The sequence below is a fragment of the Pedobacter sp. MC2016-24 genome (assembly GCF_015223055.1).
Taxonomy (GTDB): Bacteria; Bacteroidota; Bacteroidia; order Sphingobacteriales; family Sphingobacteriaceae; genus Pedobacter.
Genome location: NZ_JADFBX010000006.1, coordinates 275366 through 296080, shown reverse-complemented (window position 1 = coordinate 296080; position 20715 = coordinate 275366). Strand labels below are relative to the sequence as shown.

General features: G+C 40.5%; 18 protein-coding genes. 6 read left to right on the top strand and 12 right to left on the bottom strand.

The window, feature by feature from the left end:
* Positions 1-3: 3 nt before the first annotated feature.
* The 9 genes from IM797_RS16685 to IM797_RS16645 form a co-directional block, all read right to left on the bottom strand.
* Entirely contained in the window at positions 4-1458 is a 1455-nt protein-coding gene (locus IM797_RS16685; protein WP_194128287.1) for a RagB/SusD family nutrient uptake outer membrane protein, read from the bottom strand.
* A gap of 11 nt (positions 1459-1469) precedes the next feature.
* Positions 1470-5111, bottom strand: a complete 3642-nt coding sequence (locus tag IM797_RS16680; protein WP_194128286.1) for a SusC/RagA family TonB-linked outer membrane protein — start codon at positions 5109-5111, stop codon at positions 1470-1472.
* Between the two features lie 138 nt (positions 5112-5249).
* Complete coding sequence (locus IM797_RS16675; protein ID WP_194128285.1) at positions 5250-6401, bottom strand: FecR family protein; 1152 nt, start codon at positions 6399-6401, stop codon at positions 5250-5252.
* Between the two features lie 65 nt (positions 6402-6466).
* Positions 6467-7042, bottom strand: a complete 576-nt coding sequence (locus IM797_RS16670) for an RNA polymerase sigma factor (RefSeq protein WP_194128284.1) — start codon at positions 7040-7042, stop codon at positions 6467-6469.
* Positions 7043-7106: 64 nt separating this feature from the next.
* Positions 7107-8231 (bottom strand): metallophosphoesterase, encoded by a 1125-nt coding sequence (locus tag IM797_RS16665; protein WP_194128283.1) that lies wholly within the window; start codon positions 8229-8231, stop codon positions 7107-7109.
* 133 nt (positions 8232-8364) lie between these two features.
* Entirely contained in the window at positions 8365-8925 is a 561-nt protein-coding gene (gene efp / locus IM797_RS16660) for an elongation factor P (RefSeq protein WP_194128282.1), read from the bottom strand.
* Between the two features lie 136 nt (positions 8926-9061).
* Complete coding sequence (locus IM797_RS16655) at positions 9062-9487, bottom strand: PleD family two-component system response regulator (RefSeq protein WP_194128281.1); 426 nt, start codon at positions 9485-9487, stop codon at positions 9062-9064.
* 141 nt (positions 9488-9628) lie between these two features.
* A complete protein-coding gene (locus IM797_RS16650; RefSeq protein ID WP_194128280.1) occupies positions 9629-9982 on the bottom strand; it encodes an MmcQ/YjbR family DNA-binding protein in 354 nt (117 codons plus the stop codon).
* 14 nt (positions 9983-9996) lie between these two features.
* Positions 9997-10644 carry a competence protein gene (locus IM797_RS16645; RefSeq protein ID WP_194128279.1) on the bottom strand — a complete coding sequence of 216 codons (648 nt, stop codon included), beginning with the start codon at positions 10642-10644 and terminating at the stop codon, positions 9997-9999.
* A gap of 186 nt (positions 10645-10830) precedes the next feature.
* Between IM797_RS16645 and IM797_RS16640 the strand changes: the two genes are divergently transcribed.
* On the top strand, positions 10831-11019 hold the full coding sequence (locus IM797_RS16640; protein WP_194128278.1) for a hypothetical protein: 189 nt from the start codon (positions 10831-10833) through the stop codon (positions 11017-11019).
* Positions 11020-11039: 20 nt separating this feature from the next.
* On the opposite strand, the gene IM797_RS16635 is transcribed toward IM797_RS16640, so the two are convergent.
* Positions 11040-12212: an MFS transporter gene (locus IM797_RS16635; protein ID WP_194128277.1), complete on the bottom strand. Its 1173-nt coding sequence runs from the start codon at positions 12210-12212 to the stop codon at positions 11040-11042.
* 91 nt (positions 12213-12303) lie between these two features.
* On the opposite strand from IM797_RS16635, the gene IM797_RS16630 reads away from it, so the two are divergent.
* Both IM797_RS16630 and IM797_RS16625 read left to right on the top strand, forming a co-directional pair.
* Positions 12304-12687 (top strand): helix-turn-helix domain-containing protein, encoded by a 384-nt coding sequence (locus tag IM797_RS16630; protein WP_194128276.1) that lies wholly within the window; start codon positions 12304-12306, stop codon positions 12685-12687.
* A gap of 24 nt (positions 12688-12711) precedes the next feature.
* Positions 12712-13764, top strand: coding sequence for a hypothetical protein (locus tag IM797_RS16625; protein ID WP_194128275.1), 1053 nt, complete (start codon positions 12712-12714; stop codon positions 13762-13764).
* A gap of 85 nt (positions 13765-13849) precedes the next feature.
* Here IM797_RS16625 and argS read toward each other — a convergent pair whose 3' ends face one another.
* Together argS and IM797_RS16615 are read right to left on the bottom strand one after the other, a co-directional pair.
* Positions 13850-15631, bottom strand: coding sequence for an arginine--tRNA ligase (gene argS / locus IM797_RS16620; RefSeq protein WP_194128274.1), 1782 nt, complete (start codon positions 15629-15631; stop codon positions 13850-13852).
* A gap of 23 nt (positions 15632-15654) precedes the next feature.
* Positions 15655-16605, bottom strand: a complete 951-nt coding sequence (locus IM797_RS16615) for an arginase (protein WP_194128273.1) — start codon at positions 16603-16605, stop codon at positions 15655-15657.
* Positions 16606-16707: 102 nt separating this feature from the next.
* Here IM797_RS16615 and IM797_RS16610 point away from each other — a divergent pair, with 102 nt between their 5' ends.
* The 3 genes from IM797_RS16610 (at position 16708) to IM797_RS16600 (ending at position 20715) form a co-directional block, all read left to right on the top strand.
* Positions 16708-18099, top strand: a complete 1392-nt coding sequence (locus tag IM797_RS16610) for an arginine decarboxylase (RefSeq protein ID WP_194128272.1) — start codon at positions 16708-16710, stop codon at positions 18097-18099.
* Between the two features lie 175 nt (positions 18100-18274).
* Complete coding sequence (locus IM797_RS16605; protein ID WP_194128271.1) at positions 18275-19240, top strand: hypothetical protein; 966 nt, start codon at positions 18275-18277, stop codon at positions 19238-19240.
* A 95-nt stretch (positions 19241-19335) separates the two neighbouring features.
* Positions 19336-20715, top strand: a complete 1380-nt coding sequence (locus IM797_RS16600; RefSeq protein ID WP_194128270.1) for a PP2C family serine/threonine-protein phosphatase — start codon at positions 19336-19338, stop codon at positions 20713-20715.

The following is a 20715-nucleotide window of genomic DNA, read 5'->3' as shown; positions in this document are numbered from 1 at the left end:
AATTTATCTTGGATTTAATTGATTTTCCAGGGCCGGATTGCCAATCCTTGCAGTCAGGGGGATCTGTAAAGCTGTCCGTTTATCATTTGGAACCAGAATCGTACCTGTTGATGCTGCATATCTTATCAAACGGTGTTCTACCTGTATACCCAGACGTTTCACATCATACCATCGCAGGCCTTGTCCCAGTAACTCCAGTCTGCGTTCTCGTAAAACCAGTGTGAGCGCCTGATCAACAGTCAATCCAGTGGTACTTAAAGGCGCATAGGAAGTAAAGCGCTTCTTTCTGATCTCTTCAACGTCCCGCATCGCTGCAGCAATATCCGGATTGGCTTTTTTGAGATTGGCTTCTGCACGATTTAACAAAACTTCTTCCATAGTGAAACAATCGTATCGGCCGACACCAACACCGGGTTGATTGGGTTGTGGCGCATATTTTACGTATACAGAAACACTGTCGATTACTGTTCCACCTGTAGAGATTAATCTTCTCCGGTTGTCGGTATTGGTAAACATCGAAGTGCCGTAAGTGTAAATTAATGCAGGATAAAAACCACCCAGCCTAAAGCCCACAGGAGTAACCAGGAACACATTGGTCTGACTGGCCAGTAAAATATTAGGATGCGTAGAAGGATCCATATACTGAAGGGCAAAGTTGGCAATAGATGTTGTAGTCAGGATGGTGATGTCTTTATCCAGGTCGCGAACCACAATGCCTTTTTCCTGCACAACCTGATTGGCATATTTAACAGTCTCTTCCCAGTTACCTTTATACAGGTTTACCCGGGCAATAAATGCATTGGCACTGATTAAGCTAAAGCGATACGGATTGGTTCTCAAAAAAGCAGAACCTGCTTTCATCAAACTTAAACCTTCAGTAATGTCCTTGTCAATCTGATCGTAAATCTCCTTTACCGTACTTCTGGGGAAAGTTGGCCGGTTGGCAGTCGCGACTTCTGTCAGCAAGGGTACCCCCAAATCGGTAGCAGAGGTTGCGGGATTGTAATGCATTCCAAACAAATTGACCAGGCTAAAGTAACAATATGCCCTGATCATCAGTGCTTCGCCCCGGATTGCCTTTTTATATGTCTCATCACCTGTGCCTTTCATCACTTCGTCAATGACATTATTGACCAGGTATATTTTACTGTAGTAATGGGCATAAGCCGGTTGAGGTGAAGCAGCTGTACCTTCCTGATAATCGTCTTTATACATGAAAATCGGTAAATACCTTGGTCCCATACTGGCTTGCATGGTGCCGGCATAATGATGATAGTCATCAGTGAGTATATCCGTAAACATATCCTGCCGCTCAGGATAGGCCTGAATCACCAAACCTTCGTAATCGGCAGCCGCCTTTAATTCCAACCGGTTATCGTAAGGCTGATCAATTAATTTTTTACAAGATGTAAACAACACCGTTGCAGTTATTGCGATATATATATATTTCAGTTTCATAGTCAATTAAATTATAGGCCAACAGATAGTCTTAGTGAATATGATCTTGGGTTAGGTAAGGCAACACCACCAGCCAGTAGTAAATCCGGGTCTACCCCTCTTAACTTTTTACTCGCCCAGTAATACACATTATTTGCTGATAAGGTTAACCTTACATTTTTAACAGCTTCCAGTTTGCGTAAAAACTTTTTATCGAAATCGTAAGAGAACATGAGCTCACTTAAGCGCAGGTTATTTCCACTTGCCACCCTGAAATCACTTCTGTTATAAGCGATTTCGTCCATGTTTGAAACTGTAGCCAGGTAAGTTCGCTGAATGCTGCTCAGCAGGCCTGGGATATTGGTAAAATTCTCATCACCAGATGCACCCCAGCGGTACGCCAAATCGCCGGAAGTAGACATGTTATCTACATAAGAACGCTGCGCAATCGGGCTCATAAATACTTTGTGACCCGTTGCATAAGTCAGGAATACCCTGAAGTCAAAACCTTTATAAGAAATATTGCTGGAAACAGAACCTGTGGTTGTTGGTTGTCTGGTTCCCAAAAACTCGACAAGTGACCGGTCTTTTTCAGAAGTAATGATGCCGTTCATCACCTGATCGCCTCTTAAAAAGGTTGGTCTGCCATCCTGGTTCAAACCATTAAAACGATAGGCATAAATGCCTTCCAACGGATAACCGTTAAGCGGGTATCCTGTAGAACGGGTAATCTGGGACAATAATGCCGATTCCAATTCGCCTTTTTCCACCTTGTTCTTCGTATAGCCGTAAATGAAATTGACATCCCATTTCAGGTTCCGTTGGTTTAAAATGTCTTTCATTCCCAACATCAGATCCACCCCTTTATTGGTCATGCTGGCAAAGTTGATGGTCTTGGTTGTAAAGCCTTCTTCCTGGGCCACATTCACTGTATTTACCAGGTTTTTATTTTTACGTGAATAGTATTCGGCTGTAAGGCTCAATCGGCCAAATAAACCTAAATCAACACCGAAATTACTGATGTAATCCTTTTCCCAGTTCAGGTTAAAGAGTTCCGGAGAAGATACATTAATCCCAACCTCACTGTTCTCTTCATCCAATCTGGTTTTGTTAATGTATAATGCATTCCTTGTAGGCGAGCCCTCAAAGGCATTTCCCCTTAAGGCATAACTGGCCCTCAGTTTCAGATAATCTATTTTCTGTGCCGAATTTAAGGCAATCAGAATCGGTTCCCGATCCACGTTCCAGGATAAGCCCAGGTTATAACTTGGTAAAAATTTAGAACGGTTCAGTTTTCCAAACATGTTACTGGCGTCTAAACGCATACCGCCTTCCATATTGTACCTGTTGAGGTAAGAATACTGAAAGTTGGAATAATACCCCACCATAGTTTTATTGACAAAAGACTCGATATACAGCCGGTCATCTTTTTGGACGGATTGCTTATAAGCAAGTGTGCTTGGTGAAATGATTTTTCCACCGTAATACATATAGCCTATCCCTTTAGTATATTTATAGTCTGTGCGGTCGCTGCTCACATCCATACCTCCAGCGGCATTCAGGGAATGTTTAGTCCAGGTTTTGTTGAAGCTCAACATATTCCTGATGAAATAATAATCATTGGTATTATTCCTGGCATAGATAAATCCACCTTTGGGCAATATACTTTCCGGTACAGACAAAGGATCTGTAGGGTCTTTGTATAGCAGCGTATTTGCAGTTCTCAATACATCATTGTAGTCAACCCGGTAAGCATTGGCTAAATTGGAACGTTCGGTCATGATATGATCATAACCCACACTGGATTTCCGAACGGAAAGTGTTCCCTGGTAGGTTAAAAATGGAAAAATCTTAACTGTAGGCTTAACCATCAATTGCACAGTCTGGACTTTCAGTTTGGTAAAATTTTCATTCAGCTCTTCTATGATATTGAAAGGAGCATAATTGTTGAGGTAATACTTATACGATCCATCCGGATTATAGGGATACATAGACCTACTGGTATTCATTGCATATAGCGTTGGGTTAATTTCAAATGCACGGTTGACCTCCGAATAAGAGGTTTCACTATTTAAAGTACCTGGCGTAGCCTGATGGCGCATGTTCCAGTTCAGGTCCAAATCCAGATCAATTTTCGGGGTCAGGTTAAAGACAGACCTGAAATCTGTGGTAAACCGATCCATATTGAAACCCATTGCCTGACCATTGTCATTTGCGTAGCTACCTGATAAATAATAAGTATTTTTCTCACCACCACCAGAAAACGAGAGGTTATGTTCCTGAACCAGGTTGTTTTTAAACAAAACATCAAACCAGTCTGTATTTGCCTTGGCGGATCGGTCCAGTTCAGTGTAAGCCTGATCCAGGTTGATCTCCCGCAATGCATACTGGCGGTAAGTTTCTGTAAATGCACCTGTGGTAGCCGGCCAATTGGAATTGGCAAAGTATCCCCTGCTGTAAAGCTCATTATAAAAATCCATCTCCTGATAAGAATCCATGACATTATAATTCTTGATCTTTGGCTTGATGCCGTAAGACAAGGCCGTACTGTAATTGATGTTGCGTTGATTTTTTTTACCTGATTTGGTGGTAATAGAGATCACCCCATTTGCAGCCCTTGTTCCATAAAGAGAGGTGGCAGAACCATCCTTTAAAATGACGATATCTTCAATATCCTGTGCATTTAAGCCTGCAATTGCAGATCCAAGTAAACTTGCCGGATCCCCGGAATAAAGCTGACTCACATTCACACTTGAAGGTGTAGTAATCGGCACGCCATTTACCACATATAGCGGTTCCTGGTTTGCACTGATGGATGCATTTCCACGGATACGGATTTTTGGCGTTGCACCAAAAGTTCCCGAAACATTCTGTACGCTAACACCAGCAGCAGCCCCCTGAAGCATCCTGGATACATCAATAGAACCAGAGCGGTCGATGGTTTTCAGATCTACCTGACTTACAGATCCAGTAAATTTCTTAGCATCCACTTTTTGAAATCCTGTAATAACCACCTGGCTCAGGCTATTTTCTTTCGATTTCAATACAATTTCCAGATTTGCGCCACTGGCTGGGATCTCCCGGGCGATAAAGCCGATATAACTGATGACTAAGGTAGCACCTGATCTTGACACCGTGATTTTAAACTCACCTTTATCATTGGATACCGCTTGGTTTCGGGTATCCTTTTCATGAATAATCGCTCCCGGCAATGGCAATTTACCCTCATCCAAAACCTTGCCTGTAACAACCTGCTGGGCACTTTGGCTTATAGCAACAGTGATTGGCATCCGTTTGGGTTGTATCAGAATGGTTTCATTTTCGATTTCATAATCCATAGGCTGATCATTCATGACCTTATCTAAAGCCTCGTTGATGGAAGCGTTTTTGATTACCACAGATACCGGGCGGGCTTTTTCCAATAGATCGGTATTGTAAATTAATTTGTAACCACTTTGCTTTCTGATCTCCCTTAAAACTGATACTAAGGAGGTGTTTTTAGTAGATAAAGTGATGCTTTGTGAATAGCTTTTGGCTGAAAGCTGAAACGAAAGTGCGACAATAATCAATAAGACTAGCTTCGCAACTCTTAATATTTTTAATGACGGATCGTTAGAATAGCTTACATATCCTTTCAATCTGTACAAAAAATTGCACAGGCAGTTAAACTTCATAAATTGTGGTTTTAGTGTTTGTTTAGGTTTAAATCTCAGTGCTTAGGAGGATAAGCTCACCGAGGTTATGGAATTGCTCTACAGCTGTTATCTGGACAACAGCATTTTGGGTTCGGGTTAAATTTCTACATAGGCTGATTAATTAATTTCTATCGTGTTGTTAATGAGTTTGAATTTCAGATCGCCAGTCTTATCCAGCATTTTCAAAACAGAAGACAGCTTACTTTCTCTGGAAATGAAAATCGTATAGCGGGTTTTAGGTAAATTGTTCAGGTTAACTTTAACATCATACCACCTGGACAGGCTAAGCAGTATTTCTTTCAGGTAAGCATCTTCGAATAAAAACTGACCATCTTTCCAGGCCACCGTACTTTCTACATTGACCCTGCTCACTCTGATGCTATTACTGCTGTTGGTTAGTACAGATTGTTCTCCAGGTGCGAGTATACGCAGATCAGCGCCGTTCAGCATATTGACACGAACTTTACCCTCGAGCAAAGTTGTCGCCGTAAAGTCGTCATCTGCGTAAGATGAGACATTAAACTGGGTACCCAGTACTTCGATTTTTTGACGTAAGGTTTTAACGTAAAAAGGAATGTTTTTTCCAGCTTTATGCTGTTTGCTGACATGAAAGAAAGCCTCCCCGGACAACTCTACACTTCTTTCCTGTTCATCAAAAACTGTTGGATACGTGAATGATGAGGAAGCATTCAACATCACCAGTGTACCATCCGGCAATTCCAGGTTAAACCGCCCACCCTTCGGCGTATAAATTGTACTGTACTTCACACTGCTGCTTACCTGTTTTTCGGCAGACAATTTGTAAATTACGGTTCCGTCCTTAGCTTTCTTGATTTTAATCCCTGCGGTATTTAGAAGAGACTGCTTATTGGCCTCATCGATGTTAATCGAAGTACCATCTGCCAGGGTAACATGCGCTTTGATACTTCCAGGTAATTTATCCTGACGTACAGTTGGGTTATTTAAACTAAGACGGCTATCAAAGCCTGGCCGGTGAAATAAAAACAACATCAGCCCTATTAAAACCGCTGCTGCAGCACTGGCATACCGAATCCAGTGCATATGGGTTTTTGACGACTGAATATTCAATTCAGCAGCCATATTTTGCCAGATTTGGCTTTGGATCTGTTTAACCTCTTTTACAGAAAGATCAACATCAGCCTCAAGATTAAATTGATGAAGCCATTGCTTCATGGATGCTATTTCTTTGGGACTGGCCGTTCCTGATTTTATATTGTTGAAGATCTTTTTTAGGTCTTGTTGCTTCATCAAACTGTTGCTTTTGATGATAAGACGAGCGAACAGAATGAATTGGGTACAAGCTTATTTATTTTTTACATCAATAAATACAGCAGGATAAATTTATCGATGTTTAAGCGGAGTATTTTTGTGGCTCTTTTCAGCTGTGTAGATACCGTGAGCTCAGATACACCTAGTTTTTCTGCAATCTGCCTGGTACTTAAATACTCGTATTTTTTAAGTAAAAAAATCTCCTTCATTTTAGGAGGCATTTTCTCAATACTGCTGTCAATGATCTTTTTAAGCAGTTGCTCCCGGATAAAAAAGTCAGTACCCTCAGCCGCATACTGTCCTTCTGAATTGCCTTGCAAAGCAATATATTCATTGACAACATATTTGTGTTTAAACACATCGAAGACTTTATTTAATGCAGACCGGTACAAATAGGAGGACAGATTTTGAACGCCGACTAATTTATCCCGGTTTTTAAACAGAGACACAAAAACATCTTGTACAATGTCCTGGGCTTCTTCCTTATTTTTTAATTTTCTGTAAACATAACGAAGCAATTCTTCTGAAAACTTGTTAAAAATGAGCTCAAACGCGGATGAATTATTGTCAATGATCAACAATAGCAGTTCTTCATCTGTATAAATTCGTTTTCCAAGCATTATATTCCAATATTACTATATTTATTACAGTAAACGCACTGTAAAATAAAAGTAATCAAGAATTTTACCAGGTCATTTCGTTTAATTTCCCAGTCAAATTTACTTTATACCATTTCCCGTTTTCATAACGCGCAGCTTCATGCTTTCCTTCGTGGTGATCTACATCCACACCTAAAACCTTGCCGTGATAATAAAAACCAATGTTATGATTGGTAATGGTATGACCTACAATAATTCGTTTTACCTGGTACTTAGACAGGGTTTCATCAACCACCTTTTCATCTACAACCGGTTCATTGAAATAGCCTCTAAACCAGAACAAGGAAGTTTTACCAGAAAAAAACATTTTGATGAGCTCGTTATCTGGTAAATCGGCTTTCCTACCACGGTCATAAAATGGACGGCATTGGGTATTGATCTCTGCCAGAGACAAGCCCGCAGCATTAATTTCTGGAGAAACGCCACCATGTAAACACAGGTTCTCCCCTATTTTTTCGATCAGGTTTTTGGTACGCAGCCAACGTCCCAATTCAGTTTCTTTATTGTACAGTTCCATATAGTCCCTGCCAAGTAAAGCTGCATTTTCTTTATATTTAGGTTGCAGGTATCGTAAATCCCCACTTAAATTCATAATATCGTGGTTACCCAGTACAATGTGAAAGTAACCGCCATTAAGTTTTGCCTCCTGCTCCAGCTTATACAAAAGCCAAATCGTTGCAGGCACATCCTTTCCGCGGTCAAATAAATCGCCGCAAAGCACCACATGACCTTTTCCATATAACCATTTGTAATCCTTATCAATGATTTTATTGGCCAATAACAAATCGCGTAAAGCACCAAACTCCCCTTCGATATCAGAAATGGCCAGCAGCTTGTCGGGTTGTGGCCATATACAAGGTTCATTTTTTAGTTCTGGTTGTAAGCGGACTTTAAAATCTTTTTCCGGGTGATCGGAAAAACGGATATTCAATTGGATCTTAGCGCGGTCACTGGCCGGATAACTATTCGTAACCACTACCGCCTGTCCGTTTCTAACTTCAATCTGTTTAACAACAATACTGTCTCCTTTATAAAAAACGTAAGGGCCATCGCAGGTATTTCCACTTGATTTGCCATCCTCTTGCAACATGGCCTGCGCATGAGACAAGCTACACATCACTACCAAAATTAAACTATAAATTTTATACATATATATATGAGTTAGCTAAAGGTAAAAAAGAAACAAAGAAATAAGGCGATTACCTTATTGAGAATACAATTGTGCTTAAAAACAAAAAGCGGCTCAGATTACTCGAAGCCGCTATCTCATTGCTGATAAAATTTTATTTCACACGTTCAACATATTCTCCGGTACGGGTATCAACCTTAATTTTATCACCTTCGTTAACAAATAAAGGCACTTTCAACTCTACGCCATTTTCTGTATTGATCGTTTTAAGTGCACCTGAAGAGGTATCACCTTTTACTGCCGGCTCAGCATATGTAACCATCAGTTCCACAAAATTAGGTGCCTGAGCGATAATTGGTTCTTCACTTTCAAAAGAAACAATAACATCCATACCTTCTTTTATAAATTTAGCTGAAGCACCAAATAATGCTTTTGGTACATTAAACTGCTCGAAGCTTACGTTATCCATTACCACAAAATAATCACCTTCTTCGTACAAATATTGATAATCATTGGTCTCTACACGGCAAATCTCAACCTGCTCGTCAGTTCCCAAACGCGCTTCAACAATTTTGCCTGTTCTGATGTTACGAAATTTGCCCAAATAAAACGCACCACCTTTACCAGGTGTACGGTGTAAAATCTCGATTACTGTTACCAGTTCTCCATTGAAACGTAAAATATTTCCGACCTTAATTTCAGATGCCTTTGCCATATATCTTGTATAATTGTAAATTTTGAGCCCAAATATAAACGCTTTTTTCTTAGGTTTTCAAAATTAAGCAAATCGTATTGCAGTCTTGAAAAGATATCACAAAGCAGTCAGGCTCAATAGATCATTGAAAAACAGGTTAAGCCTGCTCAAATTTACGGGCACCTAATCTTTCTATATGAGCTGACAGTTCGTTGAGGTCGAAAGGTTTTGGAATGAAAAGATCACACCCGTAATCCCCCAAAGAAAGAAATACTTTAGGAAAAGCAGAGTACAGGATTACCGGTATTTTACAGAAATCCGGATGTCTTTTAACCTGACCACAAAGTTCCCCGCCGTTAACTGCAGACAGCATATAATCCAGTAAAACTACATCCGCTTTAAATTCGGTTAAGCAAGGAATAATTTCTTCTACATCTTCATAGATCTTGAATTCGTATCCTTCATCTGTAAACAACAACTGAAGAATATCCCTGATATCCGGGTCATTCTCTACAACCAGCACCTTCAATGGGCCATCATGATGCTTCGTTTCTTCCTGGGTATGATTTAAATTTACGCTCATAGCTATTACTGTCGATGGGTCCGGAATTTTTAGGACTTGAGCGAAAGATAAATGATTTAGCTAAATAGTTCTGCTTTATTTGCACAAAATGACCTAAAAATGCAAGTTTGCCAAATATCTGAAGCGTATACAAAGATTGGGTTAGCCGTTCAGAATTTCAGTTTGAAGTTTCTTCGGTAAACTACTAAAAACCAAATCATAAGAATGATCAATCAATTCGGTTAACTGTTTAAAAGTCAGGCGTCCATCCATAAATACCGTATTCCAATGCTTCTTATTCATGTGATACCCAGGAATAATTTCATCATATTGTTCCCGAAGTTCAACGGCACGCTCCGGATCACACTTAACATTAAATCGGTTTCCGGTCGTCAGACTGACCAATAAGAAGACCTTCTCTCCCACCTTAAAAACAAGTGTATCCTCTCCAAAGGGAAACCCTTCTGTGGCGTATTTTTTTTGCAGACAGTAGGTTCTTAATTCTTCTATATTCATGTTATAAATTGCTATTATATTTCCTTATTTAAAAACTGTTCAACAAAAGATTTTCTCGTCATCATGTGCAGGTAAGGATAGCTGCCTGATAGCTGTGGCCGCTGTTTCATCTGGTACAAAAAATGGCCACCCAGATCCACAATAATGGGGGCCTTTGCCTGATACCAGACCCGATGTGGCTGCTTCCAGCAAAAAGAATAGTAATGCGAAGTCAATTCAACAGTACGCAACTCCGGGTGATAAAAATTTAATACCTTGGTTCTACCCTGCAACAAATCTGTTTTCCTGATCATCGACAAATGATCGCTGTGGCAAAACTCGTAATCTCCCAGTCTGGGATCATCCACATCAGGTAAATGCTTCAAAATCCTGAATCCCTTAAACTTTTTACCATTCAATACCCAAACCAGTTTGGGGTAAAATGCTTCCCGGCTTTCCAGTTCGGACAAGCAAATCGGGGAATTCTGGAACTCCAGTGTGGTACCACATGGAGTATGTACGTCTGCACGGTGTAAATCACCCCGCTGTTCGTCTACAAAACTCACTTCACGAAAAGATTCAGGAAACGCTTTTTTCCAATTGCGGTGCCAGGGGCTTTCTCCGGAATAAAATCTCCTTAAGTTATTCGGTACAATGGAACCTGGTTCTTGATTTAAGTTCATGTGGCTGTATTCGATGTTCAGGCAACACAAAAATATACTAAAATTATTAGTACACAAAAAATTTCATAAAAATCTAAAATTATGCCTTAACAGTACAAAAAATTGTACTGATGTCCAAAGTTTTAAAAATAAAAACTTTTTAATGATGAGAATGTTAAGTAATTATTCATCCCTAAACTATTGATTATGAAAACAAAAAATAAAACAACCCAGCGACCTTCAGCAGGTAAAACCAAATTATTTAGTAAGCCGGCCTATTATTTTCATGCTGATGAAGACTTTCGCGAAGATTGGAACTGGAATAACACGGAAGTGGCAAATACCAATATTCATGAACAACGACATCTCACTCATGAAATTAAAATAACTGGTTAAATCCAGAAATTTCAAATCGATCAGGAACAACTTTCTGCAGAACAGCTTAGGTCAGGTTTAGCATCTAAAACTGACCTCCAGCCAATCATACCAATTGCCAAAATACCAAAGCCCATACCTACCCATGGACTTTGAACAACACCTCCTGAGGCAATGAACCAACCACTCACTACCGTACCTACAGTTACACCCAGATTTCCAAATGAAATGGCGAGGCTATTGGCAAATTCAGGTGCATGTGGTGCTGCAGACGTCATGTAAGCAAAACCACTCAAAAAGCAAGGTGCATATAAAAAGCCCCATAAGGCAATCACGCACATGTTAGAAAATGTATTTGCACCAGAGTAATACAACAGTACAGGAATCACCAATGTACCACTTAGAAATAAAGTGATCGTCAGCGGCATATTCCTGCTCATCATTTTTCCAGCCAGCCAATTCGAAAATACCCCTGTTATCCCGAAAAGAAACATCATATAGCTGATGGTCTCTGTATCCATGCGCTTTACTTTACCCAGATAATCCGCAAAATAACTATAGGTGGAAAACCAGGCAGCAATCATAAAAAAGTTCATGATTGAACTGATCAAAAATCGTCGGTTACTCAAAATTTTAAGCTGTGCGCCGTACGATTTCTTCGCTTGAGGACGCATCGCCGGCAAAATCTTATAAATACCGGCCAAAGCTATGGCTGTTACACCTGCCTGAACCAGAAAAGAGGTCCGCCAGGTAAATATACCGGCCATATACGTTGCTAAAGGCACAGTAGTGACCATCGCTATCGCAATCCCGCCCACTACAATGCCAGCCAGCCTGTACTCCTGCCTTTTGTTGGCCCCCACGGTAGCTGCGGCAATCGCGTTGGAAATAAATACAGGCTGTAAAAATGCAGGCAGCATCCGTACCAATACCAATAACCAAAACGGTGGTGCCAGCGCAGATACTGTTCCGGTCAGCAAAAATATAGCAATACTGAGCATCATGATCTTTTTACGGTCGAAACCAGAAGTAAACAGCGTCATAAAAGGTCCGGTCAGTGCAATGACCAATGCAAAGGCACTAAGTAAAATTCCCGCCTTATCGATAGAGATCTGATAATGTTCGGCAATCTGAGGCAAAATACCGATTACACCAAATTCTGTAGTAATGATACCGATAAGCCCTAAACATCCTACGTATGCAATTTTCTTCATTATTGTTTTTTATTTAGGGCAAAAATAGATCTTAAGCTATAAATTTACCGGGAACACAACCCGTTGTAGGGAACTAACAAAAATGTAAGTCATGGCCACGCGCAAAGAAAATTCAACCAATAGCATCAATCATAAAATCATCAGTGAATGCTCTAACATCGTATACGCCATAGGAATACTGGGCGGCAGATGGAAGGTATTGATCTTACGCGAACTGGAAGCCGGAAAAATGCGTTTCACCGAATTGAAGAATACCATGCCAAAAATTACGGAGCGAATTTTGAGTCTACAGCTTAAGGAACTGGAAAGTCAGGGCATCATTTCCAGAACGGTATATTCTTCAGTTCCCCCAAAAGTAGAATATGAATTAACGGAAATCGGAATCGAACTGATCCCCATATGGAATAAACTGAATGAATGGGGTGCTAAGCACCGAGATATCAACACTGAAAAGTCCCAGAAAGAAATCAAATAAAAACGGTACCTAATCCTACACCCTATGAAGAAACAATGGTTACTAATCCACATCATCATGCTGACCTTATTGTCTTGCAGCCCAGGCAAGAGATTTCCGGAACTGGTTGACGAATTACCGCAACATCATCCTGATGAAGATTTTCAAAAATCGCCCTTGCTCCCGGATTACCTGGCCTATAAAGATGCCACAACCAAGAACAGCAAAGTAATCGTGCCCATTAAACAGAAAGACATTAAATATCCATGGGACACGGATGCTTCGGATACAGAAGCAGAAAGTATCCTGACACAAATTGAACAAAACATTCAAGCCGCTAAAGATGCTGCTGCTGATGTAAATAAGGAAGCAGCAAGTAGTATACTCTTGATTTCAAGAATCAAAAGCTCTCCTGCTGAGGAGCAGCAATACAAAGAAAAAGGCCTATTGAAAAACAAAAAATCGCTTCTTGATGACATCAAAGGAAAGGTGATCGGCGCTCAGCTTTTCAATGAAAAAAACGAAAAAGTAGACATCACTAACGAATTTTTGGGTACAACACAGGGTGGACTCGAGGAATTTGATGGAAAAATGTACGGACATTTTGGTTTTCAAACCCTGGGCCTGAGTAACGAATATTTAACCTTAAAGGGCTTTATTGAAATCGAGATCGAGATCCCTGTTCAGTTTGATCATAAAGAAATTGACCATTCTGATGTTGGAACTACCGTAAAAATTAACGGTCAAAAAATTGAAATTCTGGAATTGGATCAAAACACACTGCATTTTGTACTCACATCGGGTTCCAGTCCGGATTTCAATATTTATTTCGACAACTGCAACAATGCCTACAGTAGCGGAATAGGAATACCAGAAAGCCTTTACAAAATGTTTAGAGAAAATCAGGGCTTATCCTACGAAAATTTCGTTAAGAAATACAAGGCGCTCGGCCTCGATAAGGACAGAAAACCAAGGGATGAAAATACCGTTTGGATTTACAAATCAGACAACTGCAAAATTGGAAAGGTCTTTTTTTACGCGCCAAACAAGGCTAAAACCCTAAAGAAAACGATTAAGGTTCCAATTGATATCAAATGAAACGCTGCAAAAGCAGATATATGATAAAACTTTTTCACAAACATGAGTGCATCAAGATATCTCGATATCTTGATGCACCTGAAAATTACATTCTTTCCGGAACGTTAATGCCTAAAATCAGCATTCCACGTTTTAAAACTTCTGCTGTAATATAACTTAGATTCAAGCGGTGTTTTTTTGCCACTTCGTCTTCTTCTTTGATGATCGGTGGTGTTTCATGATAGAACTTATTGAACATTTTAGCCACTTCGTAAATGTAATTGGCCAGGCTGGCTGGGCTAAACGTTTTGGCAGCTAATTGTACCTCAGCAGGATATTTAGACAGTAACATGATCATATCCAGTTCGGTTGGCGTATTCACTGCATCGGCTACACCATTAAATGAGAAATCATATGCTGCTTTTAGCAACAAAGACTTAATCCTGGCATGCGTATATTGTATAAAAGGCCCTGTATTTCCCTGAAAATCGATAGATTCAGCGGGATCAAACAACAAGCGTTTTTTAGGCTCTACCTTCAACAAAAAGTACTTTAAAGCACCCATACCGATATTGTAATACAGTTGATCCTTTTCTGCCTCATCAAAATCGTTCACCTTACCTAAGGCTTCAGTTTTTGCTTTTGCCGTTTCGATCATCTCTGCAATCAGATCATCTGCATCCACTACAGTCCCCTCACGGGATTTCATTTTTCCACTTGGTAAATCAACCATTCCGTAAGACAAATGGTGCAGGCCCTTAGCCCAACTCTTACCCAGTTTCTCTAAAATCAAAAACAATACTTTGAAGTGGTAGTCCTGTTCATTACCTACCACGTAGATGGACTCATCCATGTGGAAATCGTCATATTTCATCTGTGCAGTACCTAAATCCTGGGTGATGTATACCGAAGTCCCGTCTGCACGCAAAACAAGTTTCTGGTCTAAACCATCCCCGGTCAGGTCAATCCAAACCGAACCATCCGGTTTTTTAAAGAAAACTCCTTTTTCCAGACCTTCTTCCACCGTTCCTTTGCCCAGTAAATAGGTATTGCTTTCATAATAGTATTTATCAAAATCAACGCCCAGGTTCTTGTACGAGACTTCAAAACCTGCATATACCCAGCCATTCATCATTGTCCACAATTCAATCACCTCAGGTACACCAGCTTCCCAGTCCTGCAGCATTTTTTGAGCTTCTTGTATCAGCGGGGCATTCTTTTTAGCCTCTTCTTCGGTTTGACCACCCAGTTTTAAAGCTTCAATTTCTTTCTTGTACTCCTTGTCGAAAACCACATAATATTTACCTACCAGGTGGTCACCTTTCATGCCTGAGCTTTCCGGTGTCTCCCCATTGCCCCATTTTTGCCAGGCCAGCATTGATTTACAGATGTGGATTCCCCTGTCGTTAACCAGATTTACCTTGGTTACTTCATAACCACTAGCCTTTAAAAGTTCAGCAACAGAATAGCCCAACAGGTTATTCCTCACATGGCCAAGATGCAGGGGTTTATTGGTATTTGGTGAGGAATACTCCACCATTACCTTTTTCCCATTTGGTTTTACAGCTGCAAAATCGGGACTTAAAATATCTGTATTAAATAAATTTACCCAGTAAGCATTGGATATACTTAGGTTTAAAAAACCCTTTACGACATTAAAACCAGTGATTTCTTCAATATTTTCTTGTAAATAGGTACCAAGATCATTGGCCGTTGCCTCAGGGGATTTCTTGGATAAGCGTGTAACCGGAAAAACCACAATGGTAATCTGCCCCTCAAATTCAGCCCTGGTATCCTGTAAACTTACTTGATTTTCAGGTAAGTCCTGATTATATAACTGTTTTACTGCTGCTACAGTTGCAGTAATGATATGTTGTTCAATATTCATATGCTAAATAAATCGCAAAGCTACTATTCGTTTCTGAAAGCATTGGTAGCTTTAATTAAAATTTCGAAGGCATGCTCAGCCATCTGGTTTTCCCTGTCCAGTGTGGGGTTGACCTCCACAATTTCAAAACAGCAAACTTTTTGATTGGTAATCAAGCCGGACATCAGTTTACCTGCTTCTCTTTCTGTTAATCCCTGGGCTACCGGGGTTCCTGTTCCACGCGATGCTGTAGGGTCTAAAGAATCCACATCAAAAGACACATAAATCAGATCACAGTGATCCAGATATTTTAAAGTTTCAATCACAGTCCGCTCTACCCCCCTTTTCCTGAGCTCCGCAGTCATAATGATTTGCACTTTATTTTTTTTCAGCAATTGCGCCTCCGGTTTTTCCATATCCCGCGCAGAAATCAAGACCAGATCACTGTAATTGATCTTTGGGGCAATCTTGCCCACATTTTTAAGCTGGTACCAATAGTTAATCGTTTCCTGATCCAGTTTGTTCACTTTAGCCTCCAGATTATCTTCGTCCAGGGCTATAGCCAGGGGCATTCCATGCATGTTTCCGGAAGGTGTTGTGTAAGGGGAATGTAAATCTGCATGGGCATCGATCCAGACTACGCCCAATCGTGACTTCGGAAAAGCAGCTTTAATTCCTGCAATAGTTCCTGCAGCCGTACTGTGGTCGCCGGCAATTACCACCGGAAATTCTTCCCGGGCCAATGTAGCAGCCACCTCATCACTCACTCGTTCTACCATGGTTAAAATGCCTGAAATCCGCTTTGCAAAGGGATTACCACTGCCTTCTAACAATAAATGGTTCTCATTTGGGACCTCTATAGATTTATGTTTTTTAAAAAATCTGCTCCCGAAATCCAAGGCTGCAATCTTAATTGCATCTACACCCAGGCTGGCTCCACGGGTCCCCGCACCAATCTCAGATTTTACTTCAATAATTTTTAATGTCTTAGTCATAAAAAAAAATACGGCTGTATTTTATAAAGTGTTTATCTTTGACGGCAAATTAAGACTTTTAATTTGCCTAACCCTATAAATAATAGTTCAAAAATATAAAAAATGCAGAGTTACTCCGAATTTCTTGATCTAAGTGTTGGTTTTCCTCAGGAAGGCTATGACATCATAGACGATGAATTATACTTCCAGGATCTCAACTTAATGGAGATGATCGAAACCTATGGTACACCCCTACGTTTTACTTATCTTCCGCTGATCAGTAAAAAAATTCAGCAGGCAAAGATCTTGTTCCAAACCGCCATCCTGAAAAACAATTACAGGGGCGATTACAAGTACTGCTATTGTACCAAGAGCTCACACTTCCGTCACATTGTGGAAGAAGCCCTTAAAAATGGCATTCACTTAGAAACTTCATCTGCATTTGACATGCCTATGGTAGACGCACTGGAAAAGAAAGGTGCACTAACCAAAGACATTACGCTGATCTGTAATGGTTTTAAAACCTATCAGTACAAACAATATATCATTGATATGTTGCACGATGGTTATAAAAATATCATTCCGGTTTTAGACAACAAAGAGGAATTTAACCTCTATGATGATGAAATTGAAATGGATACCCCATGTAATCTTGGGATTCGTATCGCAGCTGAAGAACAGCCGGACTCGCAGTTCTATACCTCCCGGTTAGGTGTAAGACTAGAAGATGTGATCGACTTTTACAACAGTAAAATTGCGGCTAACCCTAATTTCAGGGTTAAACTATTACATTTCTTCATCAACTCCGGTATTTCAGACACCCCTTATTATTGGAATGAGCTGGAAAAATATGTAACCTTATACTGCAAATTCAAAAAAATCAATCCGGAACTGGATACTTTAGATATCGGTGGCGGTATGCCGTTCAAAGATTCACTGGTTTTTGATTTCGATTATGAGTATATGGTTAACGAGATCGTAAAACGGATTAAAGAAATCTGTGCCGAGCACGATGTAATTGAACCAGATATCATTACCGAATTTGGTAAATACACAGTGGCAGAAGCTTCTGGTATTTTGTATAAAGTATTGGGCCGTAAACAACAGAATGACCGTGAAAGGTGGTTGATGCTGGACGGATCTTTCATTACCAATCTTCCTGATGTTTGGGCATTGAACCAAAAATATGTGTTGCTGCCAATCAACAACTGGGATGCAGAATACGAAAAAGTAAACCTTGGCGGTATCACTTGTGATGGTCAGGATTATTACAATCAGGAAGCACACATGAACAGTGTGTTTATGCCAAAAACACGTAAAGTACAATACCTTGGTTTCTTCCATACAGGAGCTTATCAGGAAGTACTGAGCGGTTACGGCGGAATCCACCACTGCCTGCTACCAAGTCCTAAACACGTGATTATCAGAAGAAATCGGGATGAAACCTTCAATTTCGAGGTATTTGGAGAAGAACAGAACAGTAAACAAGTATTGAAAATTCTGGGTTATACCTAGGGTTGAACAAGCGTATAAAAAAGCAAGCCCCCGAACTTTCATTCGGGGGCTTTTTAGTTACGCTCCACGATAAACCTGTTAAAAACGATATAAGCAGCGTTATTTTTTATTTTAGATATGGAATTAACTAGCTTTACCGTTATACAATCTAAAGAAAAACACTAAATCAGTATAAATGGAAGAAAAACCTACTTTTTGGCAGCGCATAGGGATACAGGACTGGTTTCTGACCAGTAATGAAAGTGCTGGTCCAACTGCCAGGTCACAACCACTTACCCCAAATATCGTTTACAAATACATCATAGAAAAGTTTGAACAAAGTATTGCCGAATTGTCTTTTGCCGAACGCGTGGTTTTTTATCATGAATTCATCATCTGTTTCAATGCAGAAGACTATAAACAATTTATGGACAATAAAAATGGGTTGTTCGGATTAATTGCCCAGGAATCTGTTAAAAAATTCTATGAAATTCTTGGCGAGTATGCGGCAAAAGGTAAAAGTGTAGAACCTTCCAGCAGCAAATGGGTTTTCCGTTTTGTGTCGCATCCCGATTACAAACCCGGCGACAAAGGTTTTATAGGCAAACTGATGCCCGATGGAAATCAAAAACAGGAGAACCTGAGGGTTACTTTTATTCCAAGACAGACAGGTCTGGCCCAGACTTTTGACGTCAACAATGATATTTTAAAAGACTTCATCTTTTATAGCGAAGGATATTATGAGATTCCTTACCTGGCGAATTTTAATATAGAACAAAAAACAAGTCCCGCAGTTGCGGCTAATGTAGGCAATGTGGCCCTGGCAAGGTTTGAAACCACCATACCTGATCAAGCCTACAGTGGAAAGAAACTGGAATATGTCATGAATTTTAACGACATCCTGGTTTCGGGCGCCGAAGAAGTTCGTGAAGATGCACATATTTTTAAAATCCCGTCTGACTGGGTTAACGCACCGCACTTACGCATTCGTTTCGATCAGGCAATGGGCAAGTTTCAGCTGGCTTCATTTGGAGAAAAAACCATCCTGAACGAAAACCTGGTGGAAAGAAGCAGCACAGCAGATCCGCAATGGGTGGAATTGCCTGTCAATTCGCGCATCATCCTGAACGGTATCATTGGCGTAAACATATTTAAAGCCTGATCTTATGTCGCACATCCTGTCTATAGCCTTATTAACCCTGTGTATATTGTTGTTAATTGCACACTTCGCCTCCGTTAAAAACCAGAACAAGAAAAATGGATAGCAATTATTTTGGAATAACAGATACTGGTCGGATCCGGGACAACAATGAAGACACCTTTATTGCTGAACAGATACCGGGTACAGACTTCATCATTGCCTGTGCCATTGACGGCGTAGGTGGCTATACTGGTGGAGAGGTGGCAGCAGCCATTGCCCGAAAGGCAATTGTACAAAAGCTGAGCAAACCAGTTGGCGACCTGGCAATACTGATGCGTGCTGCCATCGCCGAAGCAAATGACCAGATTTTGCTGGAAAAACAACAAAACAAAGACCTGGAAGATATGGCCTGTGTGCTGACATTGGCTTTGGCAGACCTGGCCACTAACCAGTTCTACTATGCTCACGTTGGTGATACCAGACTATATCTGCTCAGGGACCAATCATTGATTAAAATATCAAAAGACCAGTCCTTTGTCGGCTTTATGGAAGATACAGGCAGGCTTACTGAAGAACAGGCGATGCGTCATCCCAAAAGAAACGAGATCAATAAAGCACTTGGTTTTATTCCACATATCGGATTACAGGAAGATTATATTGAAACAGGACACTCTCCTTTTTTACCCGGCGACTTGTTGTTGTTGTGCAGCGATGGCCTGTCGGATATGGTTAACCGGCACGACATGACTGAAATTTTGGTATCAGATTCTGATTTATACCATAAAGCACAGCAATTGATCAATGAAGCCAATGCCAATGGCGGATTGGATAACATTACCGCGGTGCTGGTTAAGCACAGTAAAGAGCCTTTAAAACACGAAGCCACTAAACCGTTGCCCCAGCCTAAAATTAAACACGTCATTAAGAATATAGAAAAGCAAACCGTATTAACCGCTGATATGCCAACGGCAAGGCCAGTTCATGGAAACAAAGCTATAGCCACTGTACCAACAGGGAAAAGCGGCAATTCCAGTGCTAGAATCATTGCGCTTGTTCTGATTGTCCTCCTGGGCATTGGGTTTTACTTTTACATTAGAAGCAGAGACCAGTCTGATGTGACTGGTACAGATCCGGCAAGGGTAATTGAGCACAGGAGCCTGGAGCAGGTTAAGCTACAGGATACCCTGGATAAATTGCAGGGAAATATCCTGATTTTGAGCGACTCCATCTTTAAATCACCCATTATGATCAATGAGCCGCTCCGCATTAGCCGGGATAGCTTATACATCAGGGCAGAAAGTAAAATTATCCTCCAAAGTGATAGCAGCTACTCGGGAGAACCGTTTGCAATTGCCGCGACCAATAAAAGCATCCTGATAGAGAATATCGACTTTCAGCGTTTTAAAAACGTAAATAGCTTACAGCAAAAAGGTGTACTCCTTAAAAATGTAAAAATCCTGAACGCAGATTCTGCAGCATTACCTATAAAACGTTAA